Source organism: Jannaschia sp. M317 (genome assembly GCF_025141175.1).
In the GTDB taxonomy this organism is placed as follows: domain Bacteria; phylum Pseudomonadota; class Alphaproteobacteria; order Rhodobacterales; family Rhodobacteraceae; genus Jannaschia.
Window position 1 is genome coordinate 528,266 of the sequence record NZ_CP081155.1, and the last position, 18,619, is coordinate 546,884.

Here is an 18,619-nt window from a genome sequence, read left to right on the forward strand (position 1 = left end):
CGTCGGTATGACCATCTGAAGGATAGAGACATGGGGACAGATTCCCTTGACCGACTGGCCCGCGCGACGCCCGAAGGCGTGGCCCGGCGCGTGCGCGGGTTGTCCGACCGCACGATCGCCTGGATTTTCGTGGCCCCCTCGATTTTCCTGCTGCTTGCCGTGAACATCTTTCCGTTGATCTGGACGATCCGGCTCAGCTTTACCAACTTCCGCGTCAATCGCCCGAACAACGATGTCGAATGGGTCGGTCTGCGAAACTACGAACGCATCCTGACCGATCCCGACGTCTGGCAGACCATGCAGGCGACGGCGCATTTCCTGATCTGGACCATCGTGTTGCAGGTCCTGATCGGGTTCTTCCTGGCCTTTCTGATCAACAAGAAATTCCGGGGCAACGATCTGTGGACGACGATCATCGTGTTCCCGATGATGCTGTCGCCCGCCGTGGTCGGCAATTTCTGGACGTTCCTGTATCAACCCCAGATCGGCCTGTTCAATTACGCGGTGACCTTCTTTACCGGGGGCGATCCCGCCAGTTTCTCGATGATCGGGGATGTGCATCTGGCCCCCTGGGCCATCGTGATCGCCGACACCTGGATGTGGACGCCCTTTGTGATGCTGATTTGCCTGGCGGGCCTGCGGTCGATCCCGGATTCGATCTATGAGGCCGCCGAGTGCGACCGCGCCAGCACGCTGCGGCAGTTCTTTACCATCACCCTGCCGCTGGTCCTGCCGTTCCTGATGCTGGCCGTGCTGTTCCGGGGGATCGAGAATTTCAAGATGTTCGACCTGGTGGTGCAGCTGACCGGCGGTGGTCCTGGCAACATCACCACGCTGACCTCGATCGACCTCAAGCGCGAGGCCTTCGAGAAATGGCGCACCGGCTATTCCTCCGCCTACGCGGTGATCCTGTTCGTGACCGTCTTCGGCCTCGCCTCGATCTACGTCAAAGCCCTCAACAAGGTGAAAGAGAGATGAGCTTCTCCGTCACGGAACCCGCCCCCCGCACCAAGTGGTTCGCCGGCCTGATGGTGATCGGCTATGCCGTCATCACGCTGCTGCCGCTGCTTTGGATCATCGCCACCGGCTTCAAGTCGCCTGCCGATTCCATCGCCTACCCGCCCAAGGTCCTGTTCGAGCCGTCGATGGAAGGCTACGTCAACCTGTTCACCGACCGGACCCGCATCATCGACCCGGCGGACCCCAACCTGCCCCCGGCGGCGACCTGGTACGAACAGATCGCCCGCGACAACGGCCAGATCATCACCGGGGCCTCGCGCTATGGCGAGCGGTTTCTGAACTCGGTTATCATCGGCTTCGGCTCCACCCTGCTGTGCATGGTGCTGGGCACCGCGGCGGCCTATGCGTTCAGCCGGTTCCGGGTGCCGCTCAAGGACGATCTGCTGTTCTTCATCCTGTCGACCCGGATGATGCCGCCCATCGCGGTGGCGATCCCGATCTTTCTGATGTTCCGGCAGATCGGGCTGAACGACACGCACCTGGGCATGATCCTGCTTTATACGGCAGTGAACCTGTCGCTGTCGGTCTGGCTGCTGAAGGGGTTCATCGACGAAATCCCGATCGAATACGAAGAAGCGGCGCTGATCGACGGCTACACGCGGTTTCAGGCGTTTTACAAAGTCGTGCTGCCGCAGGCGGCGACCGGTATCGCCTCGACCGCGATTTTCTGCCTGATCTTTGCCTGGAACGAATACGCCTTTGCGGTCCTGCTGACCTCCGGCACGGCACAGACGGCCCCGCCGTTCATCCCGACGATCATCGGGGTCGGCGGCAAGGACTGGCCCGCCGTGGCCGCGGGCGCGACCATCTTTCTGGTCCCGGTCATGGTCTTCACCATCCTGCTGCGCAAACACCTTCTCAGGGGCATTACATTCGGAGCGGTACGCAAATGACCGATTTCATCAAGGGCATCGTCGCCTTTCGCCGGGGTCCGTGGGAAATGCTTGCCTCGATCCTCATCGCGCTGGGCGTGGTGATGCTGATGCAGCCCTTCGCGCTGGTTCTCTACACCTATTCCTTCCTCGTCACGCTGGTGGGCACGGTGATGTTCATCATCGTCAGCCACTTCCCGGAGTAACCGACATGGCACAGATCAGAATCGACTCTGTCCGCAAGGAGTTCGGGGCCTTCACCGCCGTTCAGTCGTCCAGCTTCACCATCGAGGATGGAGAGTTCTTCATGCTGCTGGGCCCCTCGGGCTGCGGCAAGACGACCACCCTGCGGATGATGGCGGGGCTGGAGCTTCCGACCTCGGGCGACATCTACATCGACGGCCAGGAGGTCGGGCAGAAACCGGCGTCGCAGCGCGATATCGCCTTCGTCTTTCAGATGTTCGCGCTTTATCCGCATATGAATGTGCGCGGCAACATCTCCTACCCGCTCAAGTCGCAGGGCATGCCGCGCGCGCAGATCAAGGCCAAGGTCGGCGAGGTGGCCGAAATCCTGGGCATCACCGACATCCTGGATCGCCCCGTCGGCGGGTTGTCCGGCGGCGACCGGCAACGCGTCGCCCTGGGCCGGGCCATCGTGCGCGATCCCAAGGCGTTCTTCATGGACGAGCCCTTGGGCGCGCTGGACGCCGAGTTTCGCGAACACATGTCCGAGGAGCTGCGTGCGTTGCACGACCGGATGGGGGCCACGACCGTCTACGTGACCCACGACCAGTTGGAAGCGATGCAGATGGGCGACAAGATCGTCGTCATGAACCACGGCGTCGTCGAACAGTTCGGCGTGCCGCAGGACATCTACGACTGGCCCGCGACCAAGTTCGTGGCGCAGTTCATCGGGTCTCCGCCGATGAATTTCCTGTCGCTGCCGGATAGTCTGACGCCCGGCCAGGCCAGCGTTTCGCTGGCGGGCCAGGACATCGCGATCCCCACCCCCATCGAGGGGGCCAGGGGCAGGCTGACCTTCGGCATCCGGCCCGAGTTCGTGTCGCTTGACGACAGTTCCGGCTATCGCGGGCAGGTTGTGGCGTCGGAGTATCTGGGCACCACGCAGATCCTGACCATCGACAGCGCGAACGGGCGGTTGAAGGCGCGGATGCCGTCGTCCACCCCGGTGCGCAGCGGCGCGCAGGTCGGCCTACGGTTCGACCCGCGCACCATCACAATTTTCGATGACGCGACGGGTCAGGCCCTGCGGTCGCACGCAAACGACGGAGTGTTGGCCCATGGCTGAGGTCGAACTGAAAAACGTCACCCGCCGGTTCGGCACGGACGTGGCGCTGGACGATGTGTCGATGACGGTGCCCGACGGATCCTTCGTGGTTCTGCTGGGCCCGACCGGCGCAGGCAAGACGACGACGCTGCGCATGGTGTCCGGGCTGGACCTGCCGGACAGGGGCGAGGTCTTTATCGGTGGGCGGTCCATGGCCGGTTTGACCCCGGCGCAGCGCGACGTGGCGATGGTGTTTCAGCAGTACTCGCTCTACCCGCATCTGACGGTGCGCGAGAACCTGGAATTTCCGCTCAAATCCCCGACCCTGCGCACCCCCGCCGCAGAGATCGCCAAAAAGGTGGGCGAGGTGGCAGAGGTGCTGCAGATTTCGCACAAGCTGGACAACAAGGCGACCGCCCTGTCGGGCGGTGAGATGCAGCGCGTGTCGATCGGGCGCGCGCTGGTGCGGCGACCTGCGGTCTATCTGATGGATGAACCGCTCAGTTCGCTGGACGCCAAGCTGCGCTCCGACTTGCGGGTAGAATTGAAGAGCATTCAGGCCAACTCCGGTGCGACGCTTCTCTATGTGACGCATGACCAGATCGAGGCGATGACGATGGCGACCCACGTGGGCGTTCTGGATCATGGCCGGTTGGTGCAGTTCGGCACCCCGCGCGAGATCTATGAGAACCCGGTCAGCATCTATGCCGCGTCACGTCTTGGCCAGCCACGCATCAACGTGCTGCCTGCTGACGTGTTCGGCCACGCACCGACCGGGGCCACCACAATCGGACTGCGCCCCGAACAGATCCGGCAGGGCGAGGGCGCAGCCAGCACCGTGCGCCGGGTGGAACGGCTGGGCGACGAAACCCGGCTGCACCTGGCGTTCCGCAACCACGACATCATCACCGTCACCGATGCACATACCAAGTTGCGCGGCGGCGACACCGTAATGATCCGGCCGGAAGGCGCGTTCTATTTCGACGCCACCGGCAACCGTATCGCCTGAGGGAGGGACAGATGGCGCATTTCATCAACGACAAGGCCAGCGCGGTCACCGATGCCATCGACGGCACCATTGCCGCGTCGGGCGGGCGGCTGACACGGCTGGACGGCTATCCGCACATCAAGGTCGTGGTCCGCTCGGACTGGGACAAATCCCGCGTGGCCATCGTCTCGGGCGGGGGGTCGGGGCATGAACCGGCCCACGCCGGGTTCGTGGGCGCGGGTCTGCTGACGGCGGCGGTCTGTGGCGACGTCTTTGCCTCGCCTTCGGTCGACGCGGTACTGGCGGCCATTCTGGCAGTCACCGGCGAGGCCGGCTGCCTGCTGGTGGTCAAGAACTATACCGGCGACCGGCTGAACTTTGGTCTGGCGGCAGAACGGGCGCGGGCCTTTGGACACAAGGTGTCCATGGTCATCGTGGATGATGACGTGGCCCTGCCCGACCTGGCGCAGGCGCGCGGCGTGGCGGGCACCTTGTTCGTGCACAAGATCGCGGGGGCCATGTCCGAGGCGGGTGCGGATCTGGATGCGATCACCCAGACCGCCTTGCGCATCATTGCCGAGACCCGGACCATCGGCATGTCGCTGGACACCTGCACGATCCCCGGCTCTCCGAAGGAGGATCGGATCGCGCCCGGCAAGGTCGAACTGGGCCTTGGCATTCATGGCGAGGCGGGGGTCGAACAGATCGCCTATGAAACCGCACGCCAGGCCATGACCGCCGTTGTCGCCAAACTGGGGCCGACCTTGGGCGACGGGCCGCATGTGGCCTTGCTCAACAACCTGGGCGGGCTGTCGGTTCTGGAAATGGCGGTCCTGTCAAAGGAGCTTCTGGCCTCGGGCATGGCCTCGCGCATCGCGCTGACCGTTGGGCCCGCTTCGATGATGACCTCGCTCGACATGCGTGGTTTTTCAGTCTCGCTTCTCGCACTTTCGGGTCAGGATGCCGAACATCTGGCGGCGCCGGTCGCCCCCTCGGCCTGGCCCGGTTGCCTGCCTGTGACGCAGGCCCCGGTCTTGCCGGTGCCGGACGGGTTGAAGCCGATCCGGGCCATGGCCTCCGCCCACGCGCCAACCCGGATCTTCCTGACCGACTGTTGCGAGACCCTGATCGCGGCCGAAGCGGATCTGAACGCATTGGACGCGAAATCGGGCGACGGTGACACGGGATCGACCCTGGCGAACGCGGCGCGCGCCCTGATCACGGCGATGGACGATCTGCCGCTTGCGGATCACACCCAACTGTTCCGCGCCATCGGGCAGGAGCTGTCGCAAACCATGGGGGGATCGTCGGGCGTGTTGTTGGCGATCTTCTTTGCGGCCGCAGGCGACGCCGCCTCTTCCGGCTATCCCATGCGGGAGGCGCTGCAGGCGGGCCTGCGACGCATGCAGGAAATCGGTGGCGCCAAGCTGGGCGACCGCACCATGGTCGACGCCCTGGCCCCTGCGCTGGACGCGTTGGAGGATGGGCCGCAGGAGGCCGCCAAGGCGGCGCGCGCAGGGGCGAATGCCACCGCCAGCATGCGCCGCGCGAACGCGGGTCGCGCGTCCTACATCAGCGCCGAACAGCTGGACGGGCACACCGATCCGGGTGCCGAAGCCGTCGCCCGTCTGCTTGAGCATATCGCCGCCTGACGCGACCCGTACCGGTTCCCTGTGCGGGGGACCGGTGCGATGCGGCGGTCAGGTGCAGGTGTCGTCACCCAGAACGCGGGCCAGCCCGGTCGCGGGGGTGCAGGCAGGCACCGGAGGGAGCAGGTTGCCAGCCTCGTCGATCGGCGGGATTTCCGCTTCGCCCCGGTCGACGCGCTGCCACAGCTCACCGCGCAACCCGGTTTCCTGCAGCAGACCCTTGCGCTTGGCCTCGTAATAATAGCCGCGCGCGTACCACATCATCGCCTCGTGCTCATCCCCGTCCGCGACCATCCAGGCCCCGCGCAGGTAGCGAACCGAGTATTTCAGGGCCTTGTCCGCCTCCAACAACTGCGACGGGGTCCCCTGCATCCCCATGTTGCGGGCGGTGGCGGGCAGGATCTGCATCAGGCCCCAATATGGACCGTTGCGCGCAGCCGGGCGGTAATCGCTTTCGCGCTGAATGACGCGATGCACCAGGCTGCGGGGCAGGTCGTAATGATCGGCCCACTTGTTGACCAACGCACGCACGCGCGGTGTCTCACCGGGGTACAGGGCCACGGCGGGCACCACGGGCGTCTCGACGGGGTCGGGGGCAGAAGAACAGGCAGCCAGCAGCAGGCAAAGCGGTATCAGGACTCGAAGCATCTTGGATCACATCGTGGATTCGAACTGATTGCAGTATCCCCGCTGTCGCTGTTGCGCCAAGCCTGTCGTTTCGCGATGCGCGGCGAATTGCCAATCGGCCTTGCGCCGCGCGACGGTCTGGGCCACGCGGGTGGGGTGAGAAACCTGTCCTATTGGCTCCAGAGCGCGGCGCTTCGCCTGATGCTCCTGATCGTTTCGGTCTTTCCGTTGCGGGTGCGCCGCGCAATCGTGGGCCGGGTTGCGGAACGGGCCGTGCGTCTGCTGCCGCCGCTGCGGAACCGGGTGATGTCGAACCTGGCCCTGATCTGGCCCCAGATGCCGGAGGCCGATCGTCGGGCGCTTGCCGCGCAGGCCGCGCGAAACGCGGGCCGCACCCTGACCGGGATCTGGTTCAACGCCGACCTGGCAAAGGAAGCAGCGCAGCTGACGCCCGAAGGCCCCGGCCTCGCCACCTTGCGCGCGGCCCGCGCCGAGGGGCGCGGCGCGATCATCGTCTCGGGCCATTTCGGCCAGTGGGAAGCAATCCGCCACGTCCTGAAACGCGAGGGGCTGGAGACGGGCGCGCTCTACCGACCCAACAACAACCCCTATTACGAGCCGATCTTTCGCGCGGGGATCGAACTGGGCGGTGCCCCGATCATCCCCAAGGGCGCGCCGGGAATGCGGGTGATGCTGAAGCATCTGAAGGCGGGCGGCTTTGTCGCGCTGCTGGCCGATCAATATGTGACCGACGGCCCCTTCATCGACTTTCTGGGCGAACCTGCGGCGACCTCCCTGTCGCCTGCCGAACTGGCGCTGCGCTACAAGGTGCCGCTGGTGCCCGCCTTTGCCCCTTGGGAAGATGGCGCGCCGCGCATCGTCTTCGAAGACGCCATCGCACCGTCGGACCCTTTGACCATGATGACGGACTTCAACATGCGGCTGGGGTCGTGGGTCGCCCGCCATCCGTCGCAATGGCACTGGCTGCACCAGCGCTGGAAGTATTACGACCATAACGCAGAGGCGCGGCAGGCTGCGCTCCACCGGTGAGGGCCCCATGTTTCTGAGCATCTTCGATATCTTCAAGCCGGGCATCGGACCGTCGTCGTCCCACACCATGGGTCCGATGGTCGCCGCGGCTCGGTTTCTGGACGCGCTGCGCGGCGGCGCAGAGCCAGAACCGGGGGCCGGTCCCGCCGCCCGGCTGGAGGCGACGCTGCACGGGTCGCTGGCCTTTACCGGCAAGGGCCACGCCACCGACCGCGCGGTACGCCTGGGCCTGTTGGGCTATGCGCCCGCGACCGTCGACATCGACGCGGCCGAGGCGGCACTGGTCACGCTGTCGCGGACCAGGATGGTGACCCCCGATGGCCTGCCCGAGATGGCCTTCGACCCGGAGGCGGGCGTGGTGTTCGACTATGACGTCACGCTGCCTGGCCATGCCAACGGCATGGTTCTGCGCGCCTTCGACGCCGCCGGGAACCTCCACATGGAGGAGACGTATTATTCCGTCGGCGGCGGCTTTGTCGTCACCACCGCCGAGCTGACCAGCCCCCCGGACCTGCACGCAGCGAAAGCGGCCGAGGGCTTCCCTTACCCTTTCGGCACTGCCGTGGAGATGTTGGAAATGGGCGCGGCCAATGCCCTGACCATCGCCCAGATGAAGTGGCGCAACGAGGCGGTAGGCACGCCGGAGCGGGAGCTGGGCGCCAGGGTCGACGCCATCTGGGAGGCGATGGACGGTTGCATCGACCGGGGTCTTGCCATGGACGGCGTCCTGCCCGGCGGCCTGTCGGTGAAACGCCGCGCGCGCGCGATCCACGAACAACTGAAGGCAGAGGCCGGGATGAACCTGGCGCAACCGCATGTGGTGAACGACTGGCTGTCGGTCTACGCCATGGCCGTCAACGAAGAAAACGCGGCGGGCGGCAAGGTCGTGACGTCGCCCACCAACGGGGCCGCGGGCGTGGTGCCTGCCGTGATCCGCTATTACCGCGACCATTGCGTCGGTGCCACGCCAGAAGGCATCCGCACCTTTCTTCTGACGGCCGCCGCCGTGGGTGGATTGATCAAGCACAACGCCTCCATTTCCGGTGCCGAAGTCGGCTGTCAGGGAGAGGTCGGGTCGGCCTCGGCCATGGCCGCCGCCGGATTCTGCGCGGCGCTGGGCGGGACCAATGCGCAGATAGAAAATGCCGCCGAAATCGCGCTGGAACACCATCTGGGCATGACCTGCGACCCGGCGGGGGGGCTGGTGCAGGTGCCCTGTATCGAGCGTAACGGCCTGGGCGCGATCAAGGCGGTCTCGGCAGCATCTTTGTCACTGCGCGGCGACGGCACGCATTTCATGCCCTTGGACAATTGCATCGAAGCCATGCGCCAGACCGGCCGCGACATGTCCGAGAAATACAAGGAAACCTCTCAGGGGGGGCTGGCGGTCAATCTGCCCGAGTGCTGAGCGGTCTCTTGACGCGCGGAGCAAGGGGGCCCTGACCCCCGTCGTCTTTTGCGACTCCCCCCGAGCGTCCGACTCACCCCGTCATAGCGACCTATCCCCTCACCTTTGTTGCGGTTTCGCGGGGTTCGATAACGCCCGCGTGAGGCCTCGTCGCGTGGGCGTGAGGGGGGTGCGGGGCGGAGAGGTTTATGTGCATATGTGCACGTTTATCGCGTCATCCTCACGGGTTCGTTTGTTGAATGTCAGGTCCCCAAGGCGCAAATAGGGTTCATCAGCAGGGCGACACACACCGCGCCCCGCACCAAACCCAAACGGGCCCGCCGCAACCACAGGGTCCACCGAAAAAGGACTAACGTTATGAAAACCCTCATCATCTCCGCCCTCGTCGCTTCCGCCGCTCTGACCGGTGCCGCTTCTGCTCAGGTCGGTTCGGGCGCTGCCGCCGCCATCGCACACTTCAACCAGGACGTGGACGTCGCGAACGACGCCGTTTCGCTGATCAACCTGGACGGCGACCGGGTCGTCGTCTCCAGCCGCTCGGGCGGTCTGGGCGCGGTCTTCGCGCTGTTCAACTCGGACGCCGACGTGGCCAACAACTTCACCGGCCAGAACGGCGCGACGCTGGTGTCGGGCACCCCGGCCTACAACGCCGACATCTTCGCCGAGATCGAGCGTCAGCGCGAACTGGACGACTGATTTCACGCACGCCTCACTCACATGACACGACGGGCCGCGCGACAGCGCGGCCCGTTTGTTGTCTGCGGCCTCGCTCCGATCAGGCGGGCTTTGGGCGCATCGTGTCGCCGGGAAGGAACGTGGGTGTCAGCTCGACACGCCGGTCGTCGCCTTCAAAGACATGTTCGCCGGTGATGATCCGGGCCGCCATCTCTCCGACTTCGCGTCGTCGGCTGTCCACCGTCGCCAATTGGCGCGGCAAGCCATTGAGAAGATCGAAGGCATTGAAGCCCGCCAGACCCAGCGCGCCGCCGACATCCAGCCCCTTGTCGAGACAATAAAGCAGGCCGCCCGCCCCGGTCAGGTCATTGGTATAGAACAGGAAGTCCACATCCGGCGCACGGTCCAGCATCTGGGCCGTCATCTCGCGCCCCTTGGCGAAACCGGACCAGCCGGAATAGGCCATGGAATCGACGACCGAGATGCCCGCCTCGCTCAGCGCACGTTCCAACCCCTCGATCCGCTTTCGGGCCCGGTGGTCGCCATCCATCTTGGTGCCGAGAACCCCGACCCGGCGGTATCCGCGGGCCGCGATCTCTTGCCCGACCTCGAACCCCGCGCGCCAGTGGCTGATCCCGACGGCTGCGTCGATCGGGTCGCCGTCCACGTCCATCACCTCGATCACCGGCACGCCGGAATTCGCCAGCATCGCACGCGTTGCATCGCTGTGTTCCAGCCCGGCAATGATCACGCCCGATGGCCGCCAGGACAGCATCTCGAACAGCGTCTTCTCTTCCTTGACGGGATCGTAATTCGTGGCACCGATAACGGGCTGAAGCTCCGTCTTGTCGAGCACGTCGGAGATTCCGGCCAGAACTTCCGGGAAGACCAGGTTGGCCAGACTGGGTACGATCACGGCCACAAGATTCACGCGGTTGGAAGCCAGCGCCCCGGCGATCTTGTTGGGCACGTAACCCAGCATGCGCGCCGCCTCCAGCACCTTGGCACGGGTCTTGGCAGACACATCGCCCCGGTTTCTCAGAACCCGGCTGACAGTCATCTCACTCACCCCGGACGCTTCGGAAACGTCGCGCAGGGTCAGGGGCCGTTTCGAGCTGTCGCGCATGAGTGTCCCTGGGTCTAGGCGGCCTTTAGTGTTTACCTAAAGTGAGGTTGATGCAAGCTGTAGCCAGGAAATTGAGGGGGAGGTCGTCACGGTTAATACGGTCGAGAGATGTGACGATTTTTTCCGGAGGGACCTGGGCAACCGGTCACCGGCGTCTTTGGCGAAGACACCCTCAGGGGCCTTGACAAGGATGATGGTGTGAACGCGCCGGTGCAGGGCGATGACACAACCGAGGGCGGGTTTGGAAACAACGCGCTGCGGGGCGATACGGGCGGCGACAGCATCGCGGGCGGCTTCGGGGCCGAAACGGTGATTGGCGGCGCGGGGAACGACAGGCTGACCAGGTCGGCCTTTAGGGACGTGATCTTTGGCGGGGACGGGATGGATTTCGTCAACGGCGGGTTCGGGTCGGACCGGGTCAATGGCGGCGCCGGAACGGATACCTTCTTCCATCTGGGGGTGGCGGATCACGGCTCCGACTGGGTGCAGGATTACGACGCGGCACAAGGCGATGTTCTGGTCTACGGCGGCAATGCCACCCGCGACCAGTTTCAGATCAACGTCACCACCACCCCCACGGCGGGCGCGGATGAGGTGCAGGAAGCCTTCGTCATCCACCGTCCAACAGGACAGATCCTCTGGGCGTTGGTGGATGGGGATGGACAGGGCGAGATCAACTTGCGTCTGAACGGACAGGTCTTCGACCTGACGGTTTGACTTCGGCACACTTGCTGCGCCAAACAGGCGCTGCCGGGGCCGGATGCCATTCCGGTCCCGCCTGCATGGCCCCGTGGCTCAACTGGATAGAGCAGCCCCCTCCTAAGGGGCAGGTTGCAGGTTCGAATCCTGCCGGGGTCACCATGCGGAACAACAGGGTGAACGCAGGCAGCCTCGACTGAGACGTATGTCTTCCGTCCTTACAGCCGCAGTTCAGGGCGCAATGCCGCGCAGACGGGTGGGCGCGCGCCCGCGGGCGCGCAAACCTGGCAGCCGGTCAGGCTGATGCAAGCGCCTTGCCCGCAGAGGCCCGGATCAGGTCAGAGACCTTCTCGCCGATCATGATTGCCGGGGCATTGGTGTTGCCAGACACGATTTCCGGCATGATCGAGCAATCTGCCACCCGCAGCCCGGCAATGCCGTGCACCCGTAGTTGATCGTCGACGACAGATCCGCCGTCGGATCCCATCTTGCAGGTCCCCGTCGGGTGATAGATCGACACGCTGTTGTTGCGCGCCCAGTCCAATGTGCCCGCATCGTCGTCCAGGTCCAAGGCGGACGTCGGTCGGAACTCCTCGGAGATCTTGCTGGACAGGGGGGCGTGCTGCGCGATGCGGCGTGCGATCTTGACCCCCTCGACGATGGTGGCACAGTCACCCTCGGTCGACAGATAGTTCGGGTGGATCTTGATCTTGGACCGGGCATCCGGCCCATCCAGGCGCAGCTCACCGCGGCTTTCGGGGCGTAGCTGACAGACGGACATGGTGAACGCCGAGAAGGGGTGAACCCCTTCGCCGGGGCTGTCCGCCGACCAGGGCTGCACGTGGAACTGAATGTCCGGGGTCGCCACATCGGGGCGGGTTTTCATGAAACCCGTCGCCAGGCTGGCCGCCATGGTCATAGGACCGGACCGGAACAACGCGTATTTCAGCGCGATTCGCGCCTGATTCGGCAGGCTGCGCACCTCATCGTTCAACGTCGGTTCGTTGCATTTGTAGACCAGCCGCGCCTGCAGGTGGTCCTGCATGTTGCGCCCCACGGCGGGCAGGGCATGCAGCGGCTCGATTCCGTTCTCGCGCAGGTGATCCGGGTCGCCGATGCCCGACAGCATCAGGATCTGGGGCGAGTTGATCGCCCCCCCCGACAGGATGACTTCGCGCCGTGCCTTGATGGTTTTCTCGGCCCCGCTCTTGTCGCGGTAGGTGACGCCGGTGGCGCGTTTGCCGTCCAGATTCACGCGCTGCACCAGGGCGTTGGTGATGATCGACAGGTTCTGGCGATTGCGAGCTGGCTTCAGATAAGCGACCGCCGCGCTGCACCGGCGCCCGTTCTTGGTGGTCAGCTGGAAATAGCCCACCCCCTCCTGGGTGGCCCCGTTGTAGTCGGGATTGAACGGGTATCCAGCCGCCTGTGCCGCAGCGACCCAAGCATCACAAATCGGCCGTTGAATCCGCATGTTAGACACGGCCAGAGGCCCATCTTCCCCGTGAAATTCGTCCGCGCCGCGCTCGTTGGCTTCGGCGCGTTTGAACAGCGGCAGAACATCGTCCCAAGCCCAGCCGCGATTCCCCATCTGGGCCCAACGATCGTAGTCCTCGGCCTGGCCGCGCACATAGAGCAGCCCGTTGAGCGACGAGGATCCCCCCAGAACCTTGCCGCGTGGCCAGTCGATCGCGCGCCCGTTCAGACCGGGATCGGGTTCCGTGCGATAGCACCAGTCGACCGTCGGGTTATGCATCGTCTTGAAATAGCCGACGGGGATGTGAATCCAGGGGTTCCGGTCAGGTGGCCCCGCCTCCAGCAAGACAACCTTGACCGTAGGATCTGCACTCAACCGGTTCGCCACCACGCAGCCCGCTGACCCCGCGCCCACGACGATAAAATCCGCTTCAATAATCTGGTCTGCCACGTTTGTTCCCCTTCGCTCCGAAAAAAATTCTATGCAAAGCTTGAACTCCATACTAGTCTTTTTTGGAACGTAAGGTCTCAATAATGAGCATTAAGGGAGGAAGTTATGGGAGTGAGTGATAAGTTGAGCCGGATCTCCCGGCGAGATTTGTTCAGGGTTGCAGGGACTTATGGTATGTCCTCGACCCTCTTGGCAGCAGGTGCCTTTGGCGGGGCGATGAGCCTTGGCAACTTGGCGAAAGCCGCCGAATCCACCTACGAGCGGCGCTTTGCCAAGGAACCGAAGCACACGCTGAAATTCGGTGCCTCCGGATTCAACGCCCGCAACCTGCTGATCGAGCGCGCTGGCGCGCTGGAATTTGCACGTGACCTGGAGGCGCGCACCCAAGGGGAAATCCGCGTCGAATTCATCGGTGACAACCAGATCTGCGGGCAGCTGTCCTGCGTCGAAAAGGCCCAACAGGGCATAATCGACATCTATGCTGCCTCGACCCAGAACTCGGCAGGCGGCGCGCCTTACCTGAACGTGCTGGACTACGCCTACATGTTCCCCAGCCGGGCGGCGCAGTATCACTTCCTCTACAGCCCCGAAAGCCAGCGCATCCTGCGTGACCCGTTCGAAAAGCGGCATGGCCTGAAATTCCTGTTCAGCCACTGCGAATTGCGCGGCATCCAACTGGGCCTGGGCTGGGAAGATCGCCCGACCGTCACCAAGGTCGAGGAACTGTTCGGCACAAAGAACCGCGTCACGGGCACCCAGCTGGGTCGCATCGCGATGCAGGCGCTGAACCTCAACCCGGTGCCGGTTGCCTGGGAAGAAACCCTCGACGGTCTCAAGCAGGGCCTGATCGACGGGGCGGAGACCTGGGCCTCGGCCGTGGCTTACGCCAACATGTCGCCGGTGGTCAGCCAGTCGGTCGACCTGAAGTTCTTCTGCGGCACCGAGCATACCGCCATGTCCGCGTCGATCTTCGACGGCATGGACGGCGAATTGCAGGACGCCATCATGGAGAGCGCCTACTGGACCCAGGCCCACATCCAGGCCGCCAACGAAGTCGCGCTGATCCGGACCGTCGGTCATTCCGACCCGATGTTCCCGGACACGATCTTTGCGCAGAACAACGTGCGCAACGCCTTCCTGGCGGACGATCAGATCAAGATCGCCGAAGAGATGTGTTCGCCCGAGTTCCAGCCGCAGCTCTGGGAAGAGTGGCGCGAGCGGATCAACGGCTGGGCCGGTGGCATCGACACCTACCAGGAAATCTACGACATCGCGCGCGAGATCCCCAAGGATATGCTGCCCGAGAACGTAGAGCCGCGCCGCTGGTGGCAGAGCTGACCGCAGTTCGGACCTAAGACGAGAACCGGTCCGCGCCCAGCGCGGGCCGGTTTCTCACGACCAACAAGGCGGGGAGGAGCCCGCCGGTTTTTCAGGGGGAGGAAGCCATGTCAGTCATTGCTGATATCGGCGCAATTTTCAGCGCATTTGCGACACAGGACTCTTTCGAGATCCGCAACGCGCTGCGGTCCGAAGCGGCTTGGTATGTCGGCACGCTCATCGGGCTGGCCGGCGGACTGGGCATCATGATGATCTATCGCAGCGTGCCGCTGCTCGACCGATATCTGGAACGGACGGTGATGGTTTTCAGCTATCTGGCCATCGCCTTCATCATTTTCTGGGGCGTCGTCGACCGCTTTATCTTTTCCAACCAACAGCCCTGGTCGACCACGATCCCGCCGCTGCTGTTCATGATCATGGCCTGGTTCGGCGCGACCTATAACGTCCGCCTGCGCACGCATCTGTCGTTTTCGGAATTCCGTACCGCCATGCCGCGCCCCCTGCAGATGGCCTGCCTGACGCTGGACGCCGTGCTCTGGTTCGTCTTCGCGATTATCGTGATCGTCACGACGACACGGCTGACGGCACTGTCGGCGTCGAACTTCCAGATCGTTCTGGGAACCGACAACACGATGCAGTGGTGGTTCCTGCTGACTGCGCCCGTGGCCTTCATCCTGATGTGCGGGCGGGTGTTCGAAAACTTGTTCGAAGACCTCGAAAACTATCGCACTGGCGAGCCTTTGATCCGCCAGGCCGTCATCGGGGAGGACGCATAATGGACGTCTCATTCTGGGTCACCACGATTTCTATCGGGGTCACGCTGCTGTTCATGCTGGGCGTGCCGGTCCTGCTGGTGATCGCCTATTGGGTGATCGGCTGTTCCTTCGTGCTTGGCCTCACGCTCGACAACATGGGTGCAGAGCTTTTGAACGTGTTCAACAAGGGCTTTGCCCTGTTAGCCATGCCGCTGTTCATCCTGACCGGAGACCTGATCAACCAGTCGGGCATCGCCCGAAGGCTATCGGACTTTGCCTATTCCTGCCTTGGCTGGCTGCGCGGCGGTCTGGCGATGGCGGCCCTGGGGGCCTGCGGGTTGTTCGCGGCCATTTCGGGTTCCAACTCGGCCACGACGGCAACCATCGGTTCGATGTTGCACCCCGAAATGGTCAAGGGCGGCTACGACGAACGCTTCTCGGCGGCCACTGCGGCGGCGGGCGGCACGGTGGGGATCATCATCCCGCCGTCGATCATCTTCATCGTCTACGGGTTCCTGATGAACCTGCCGATCTCGGACCTGTTCGTCGCGGGCATCCTGCCGGGCACCTTGATGGTGGTCGGCATGCAGCTGGCCTGCTGGATCATCTGCCGCCTGAACGGCTGGGGTTTCCTGATCCCGCTGCAACTGAACCGCGTGCTCAAGACCGCCTTTGGCGCCTGGCTCGGCTTCTTTGCCATCGGCCTGGTCCTCTGGGGGATCTACACGGGCAAGTTTTCGCCCACCGAAGCGGCGGGCGTGACCGTGGCGTTCTGTGTGTTCGCAGGGGTCGGCAGCTGGCTGATCTGCAAGATCTTCCGCGTTCGCACGGACAAGGAATGGCACGAGAAATCCTACCTGGAGATGCTGGTCGTCGAAGGTTTCACCGTGCCGCAGATCCCGGGGATCGTCATGCGCTCGGCGCAGATCACGGGCATCCTGGCCCCGCTGATCGCCATCTCGGTGGTGATGCAGCAGATCCTGTCGTTGCTGGGGGCACAGCAGGTGATCGGCGATTTCGTGACCTCCATGGGCGGCTACTACGCGGTGCTGTTCACGGCGATGGTGATCGTCTTCTTCTCGGGCATGGTTCTGGAATCCCTGCCAGTGACGATCATCCTGGCCCCAATCCTGGCACCCATCGCGGCCAGCGTGGGGATCGATCCGATCCACTTCTCGGTGATCTTCCTGGTGGGGGCCTCGATCGGCTTCATCACGCCGCCTTACGGGTTGAACCTCTATGTGGCCTCGGGTGTGACAGGCGTTCCGTACTTCCGCCTGCTGCGCTATACGGTACCCTATCTGGTGGCTCTGATCAGCGTCTGGCTGATTGTGGCTCTGGTGCCTGATATCGCCTTGTTCCTGTTGCCGGATCGGTAAGCCCTGTATGAATGCCTGAAGATCAATCATCCCAAGGCGCGGATCAGATCCCGACCAATCTGAGGTTGCTGATCCTTCTGGAGGAGACCGTGCGCGCAGGCGTCCCGGTCTCCCCCAGGACGCTGGTGGAACACCTTGGCCTGCCCAAGGCGACGATCCACCGGCTGCTGGCCACGGCCGAGGCAGAAGGCTTTCTGCAACGCGACGTGGATGGAAGATCCTACGGCCCCGGTCAGCGTCTTCGGATGCTGGCCGCAAACACTCTCTCTTCCCAACGTATTCGAACCGACCGGCTGGCCATCATGAAGGCCCTCGCCGACGAAATCGGCGAGACCTGCAACCTTGCTACACCGGGTCGCTACGGCATGGTCTACCTGGATCGGGTCGAAACCCATTGGCCCCTGCGCATCCAACTCCCTGCCGGCACCCAGGTCCCGTTCCACTGCACCGCCAGCGGCAAGATGTATCTGTCCTCGCTGCGCCCGGACCGGTTGAACCGCCTGCTGACCTCCGGCCCGTTGCAGCCACAGACCTCGCGCACGAACACCGATCCGGTTTCCTTGGCCGAAGAACTCTCGCTCACGCGGCGGCGTGGGTATTCCACCGACACCGAAGAGTTCATGGACGACATGGTCGCCATCGCCGTCCCGATCGAGGATAACCTGGGCCGGCTCCTGTCCACGCTGTCGGTCCATGCGCCTAAGCAACGGCAGTCACTGGTTCAGCTGGAACGGTCACTCGACAGAATCCGTCAGGCCGCCGACAACCTTGCCAGCCTCGTCAGTCCCGTCACCGAAGACGACGATCTGCGATCCTAGTCGAAGAACCCGGACTCCTCGTAGAACCGCTCTGCCCCGGGATGCAGCGGCAGCCCGATCGCGTCGAGCGCGGTTTCCCGCTGGACCAATGCAGCCTTTTGATGACCACCATCGAGAAGCTGTCGGCTGGTCTCGTTCCAAAGCGCGGCGGTCACCGCGTAGATCAGCTCTGCGGGTTGGTCCATCGTGGTGATCCACTGGGCGTTGACGCCGATGGTCCAGACGTCGTCTGGCTGACCCGCATAGGTGCCACCCGGTATCAGGTCGTAGGTCAGGAATTCATGCTCGACCAGGATCATCTCGGTCGCATCCTCGTCGAAGGGCAGGATGCGGATGTCGATCTCTGCGGCCAGTTCGCTGATGGCGCGGGCGGGATAGCCGCCGACAAAGAAGAACGCATCCAAGGTGCCCGCGCGCATCGCGTTGGCGGCATCGACCGTCTTCAGATACTGCGCCTCCATGTCCGTGACCGACAGGCCGACGGCCTGCAGGATGAATTCCGCCTCGACCAGGGTGCCTGACCCCGGTTCGTCCAATGACACCCGCGCCCCCTTCAGACCGGCCAGGGTGTCGATACCGCTGTCGGCGCTGACAACCACATGGATGGATTCCGGATAAAGGTTCGCAATCGCCCGCAGCTCCTCGACCGGGGCACGGGGGGCCCAGATGCCGGTGCCGGTCCAGGCCCAGGTGGCCACGTCCGATTGCACAAAGGCGCTTTCGATCTGACCCGCGGCCAGGGCCTCTACGTTGGACACGGATCCATTGGTCGAAATCGCGGTCGCGGTCAGCCCCGGCACACCACAGGCCCCGCCGTCGGCACAGGGGCGCGACCCGGGGGGCGCGGAAATCGCGGCGGCCACGATGGTGCCCACCGGAAAATAGACCCCGGCCGTACCTGCCGTGGCGATCCGGAACGACTGCGCCTCCTGCGCGGCCGCCAGACCCGGAAGCACCCCTAGAAACAGCCCGAAAACGGCCCCGATCCATCGCGTCATGA

Annotated in this window: 18 protein-coding genes and 1 tRNA gene; 15 read left to right on the plus strand and 4 right to left on the minus strand. The window is 64.2% G+C overall.

The window, feature by feature from the left end; all coding sequences use genetic code 11:
* Nucleotides 1-30: 30 nt before the first annotated feature.
* The 6 genes from K3551_RS02790 to K3551_RS02815 are packed head-to-tail and all read left to right on the plus strand — an operon-like array spanning nt 31 to nt 5,820.
* Complete coding sequence (locus K3551_RS02790; RefSeq protein WP_259917498.1) at nt 31-978, plus strand: carbohydrate ABC transporter permease; 948 nt, start codon at nt 31-33, stop codon at nt 976-978.
* Nucleotides 975-1,913 carry a carbohydrate ABC transporter permease gene (locus K3551_RS02795; RefSeq protein ID WP_259917501.1) on the plus strand — a complete coding sequence of 313 codons (939 nt, stop codon included), beginning with the start codon at nt 975-977 and terminating at the stop codon, nt 1,911-1,913. The genes K3551_RS02790 and K3551_RS02795 overlap by 4 nt, the downstream gene beginning before the upstream one ends.
* Nucleotides 1,910-2,098 (plus strand): hypothetical protein, encoded by a 189-nt coding sequence (locus K3551_RS02800; RefSeq protein WP_259917502.1) that lies wholly within the window; start codon nt 1,910-1,912, stop codon nt 2,096-2,098. Before K3551_RS02795 ends, K3551_RS02800 begins: the two co-directional genes overlap by 4 nt.
* A 5-nt stretch (nt 2,099-2,103) precedes the next feature.
* Nucleotides 2,104-3,201, plus strand: coding sequence for an ABC transporter ATP-binding protein (locus K3551_RS02805; RefSeq protein ID WP_259917504.1), 1,098 nt, complete (start codon nt 2,104-2,106; stop codon nt 3,199-3,201).
* On the plus strand, nt 3,194-4,189 hold the full coding sequence (locus tag K3551_RS02810) for an ABC transporter ATP-binding protein (protein ID WP_259917506.1): 996 nt from the start codon (nt 3,194-3,196) through the stop codon (nt 4,187-4,189). The genes K3551_RS02805 and K3551_RS02810 overlap by 8 nt, the downstream gene beginning before the upstream one ends.
* An 11-nt stretch (nt 4,190-4,200) precedes the next feature.
* On the plus strand, nt 4,201-5,820 hold the full coding sequence (locus tag K3551_RS02815; RefSeq protein WP_259917508.1) for a dihydroxyacetone kinase subunit DhaK: 1,620 nt from the start codon (nt 4,201-4,203) through the stop codon (nt 5,818-5,820).
* A 48-nt stretch (nt 5,821-5,868) separates the two neighbouring features.
* Here the strand turns inward: K3551_RS02815 and K3551_RS02820 are convergent, their stop codons facing one another.
* On the minus strand, nt 5,869-6,465 hold the full coding sequence (locus K3551_RS02820; protein ID WP_311199755.1) for a lytic transglycosylase domain-containing protein: 597 nt from the start codon (nt 6,463-6,465) through the stop codon (nt 5,869-5,871).
* Nucleotides 6,466-6,645: 180 nt separating this feature from the next.
* Between K3551_RS02820 and K3551_RS02825 the strand changes: the two genes are divergently transcribed.
* The 3 genes from K3551_RS02825 (at nt 6,646) to K3551_RS02835 (ending at nt 9,598) form a co-directional block, all read left to right on the plus strand.
* Entirely contained in the window at nt 6,646-7,494 is an 849-nt protein-coding gene (locus tag K3551_RS02825; protein WP_259917510.1) for a lysophospholipid acyltransferase family protein, read from the plus strand.
* Nucleotides 7,495-7,501: 7 nt separating this feature from the next.
* A complete protein-coding gene (locus tag K3551_RS02830; protein WP_259917511.1) occupies nt 7,502-8,902 on the plus strand; it encodes an L-serine ammonia-lyase in 1,401 nt (466 codons plus the stop codon).
* Nucleotides 8,903-9,259: 357 nt separating this feature from the next.
* Nucleotides 9,260-9,598 carry a hypothetical protein gene (locus tag K3551_RS02835; protein ID WP_259917513.1) on the plus strand — a complete coding sequence of 113 codons (339 nt, stop codon included), beginning with the start codon at nt 9,260-9,262 and terminating at the stop codon, nt 9,596-9,598.
* Nucleotides 9,599-9,677: 79 nt separating this feature from the next.
* Here K3551_RS02835 and K3551_RS02840 read toward each other — a convergent pair whose 3' ends face one another.
* Nucleotides 9,678-10,703 (minus strand): LacI family DNA-binding transcriptional regulator, encoded by a 1,026-nt coding sequence (locus tag K3551_RS02840; RefSeq protein ID WP_259917514.1) that lies wholly within the window; start codon nt 10,701-10,703, stop codon nt 9,678-9,680.
* Between the two features lie 198 nt (nt 10,704-10,901).
* Here K3551_RS02840 and K3551_RS02845 point away from each other — a divergent pair, with 198 nt between their 5' ends.
* On the plus strand, nt 10,902-11,420 hold the full coding sequence (locus K3551_RS02845; protein ID WP_259917515.1) for a hypothetical protein: 519 nt from the start codon (nt 10,902-10,904) through the stop codon (nt 11,418-11,420).
* 67 nt (nt 11,421-11,487) lie between these two features.
* A tRNA-Arg gene (locus K3551_RS02850) sits at nt 11,488-11,564 on the plus strand.
* Nucleotides 11,565-11,697: 133 nt separating this feature from the next.
* Here the strand turns inward: K3551_RS02850 and K3551_RS02855 are convergent.
* Nucleotides 11,698-13,314, minus strand: coding sequence for a GMC family oxidoreductase (locus K3551_RS02855; RefSeq protein ID WP_259919434.1), 1,617 nt, complete (start codon nt 13,312-13,314; stop codon nt 11,698-11,700).
* Nucleotides 13,315-13,434: 120 nt separating this feature from the next.
* Here K3551_RS02855 and K3551_RS02860 point away from each other — a divergent pair, with 120 nt between their 5' ends.
* The 4 genes from K3551_RS02860 (at nt 13,435) to K3551_RS02875 (ending at nt 17,619) form a co-directional block, all read left to right on the plus strand.
* Entirely contained in the window at nt 13,435-14,667 is a 1,233-nt protein-coding gene (locus K3551_RS02860; RefSeq protein ID WP_259917516.1) for a TRAP transporter substrate-binding protein, read from the plus strand.
* Between the two features lie 107 nt (nt 14,668-14,774).
* Nucleotides 14,775-15,443: a TRAP transporter small permease gene (locus K3551_RS02865; RefSeq protein WP_259917518.1), complete on the plus strand. Its 669-nt coding sequence runs from the start codon at nt 14,775-14,777 to the stop codon at nt 15,441-15,443.
* A complete protein-coding gene (locus K3551_RS02870) occupies nt 15,443-16,801 on the plus strand; it encodes a TRAP transporter large permease (RefSeq protein ID WP_259917519.1) in 1,359 nt (452 codons plus the stop codon). The genes K3551_RS02865 and K3551_RS02870 overlap by 1 nt, the downstream gene beginning before the upstream one ends.
* An 11-nt stretch (nt 16,802-16,812) precedes the next feature.
* Nucleotides 16,813-17,619, plus strand: a complete 807-nt coding sequence (locus K3551_RS02875; protein ID WP_259917521.1) for an IclR family transcriptional regulator — start codon at nt 16,813-16,815, stop codon at nt 17,617-17,619.
* Here the strand turns inward: K3551_RS02875 and K3551_RS02880 are convergent.
* Complete coding sequence (locus K3551_RS02880) at nt 17,616-18,617, minus strand: TAXI family TRAP transporter solute-binding subunit (RefSeq protein ID WP_259917523.1); 1,002 nt, start codon at nt 18,615-18,617, stop codon at nt 17,616-17,618. The genes K3551_RS02875 and K3551_RS02880 overlap by 4 nt on opposite strands.
* Nucleotides 18,618-18,619: the final 2 nt, after the last annotated feature.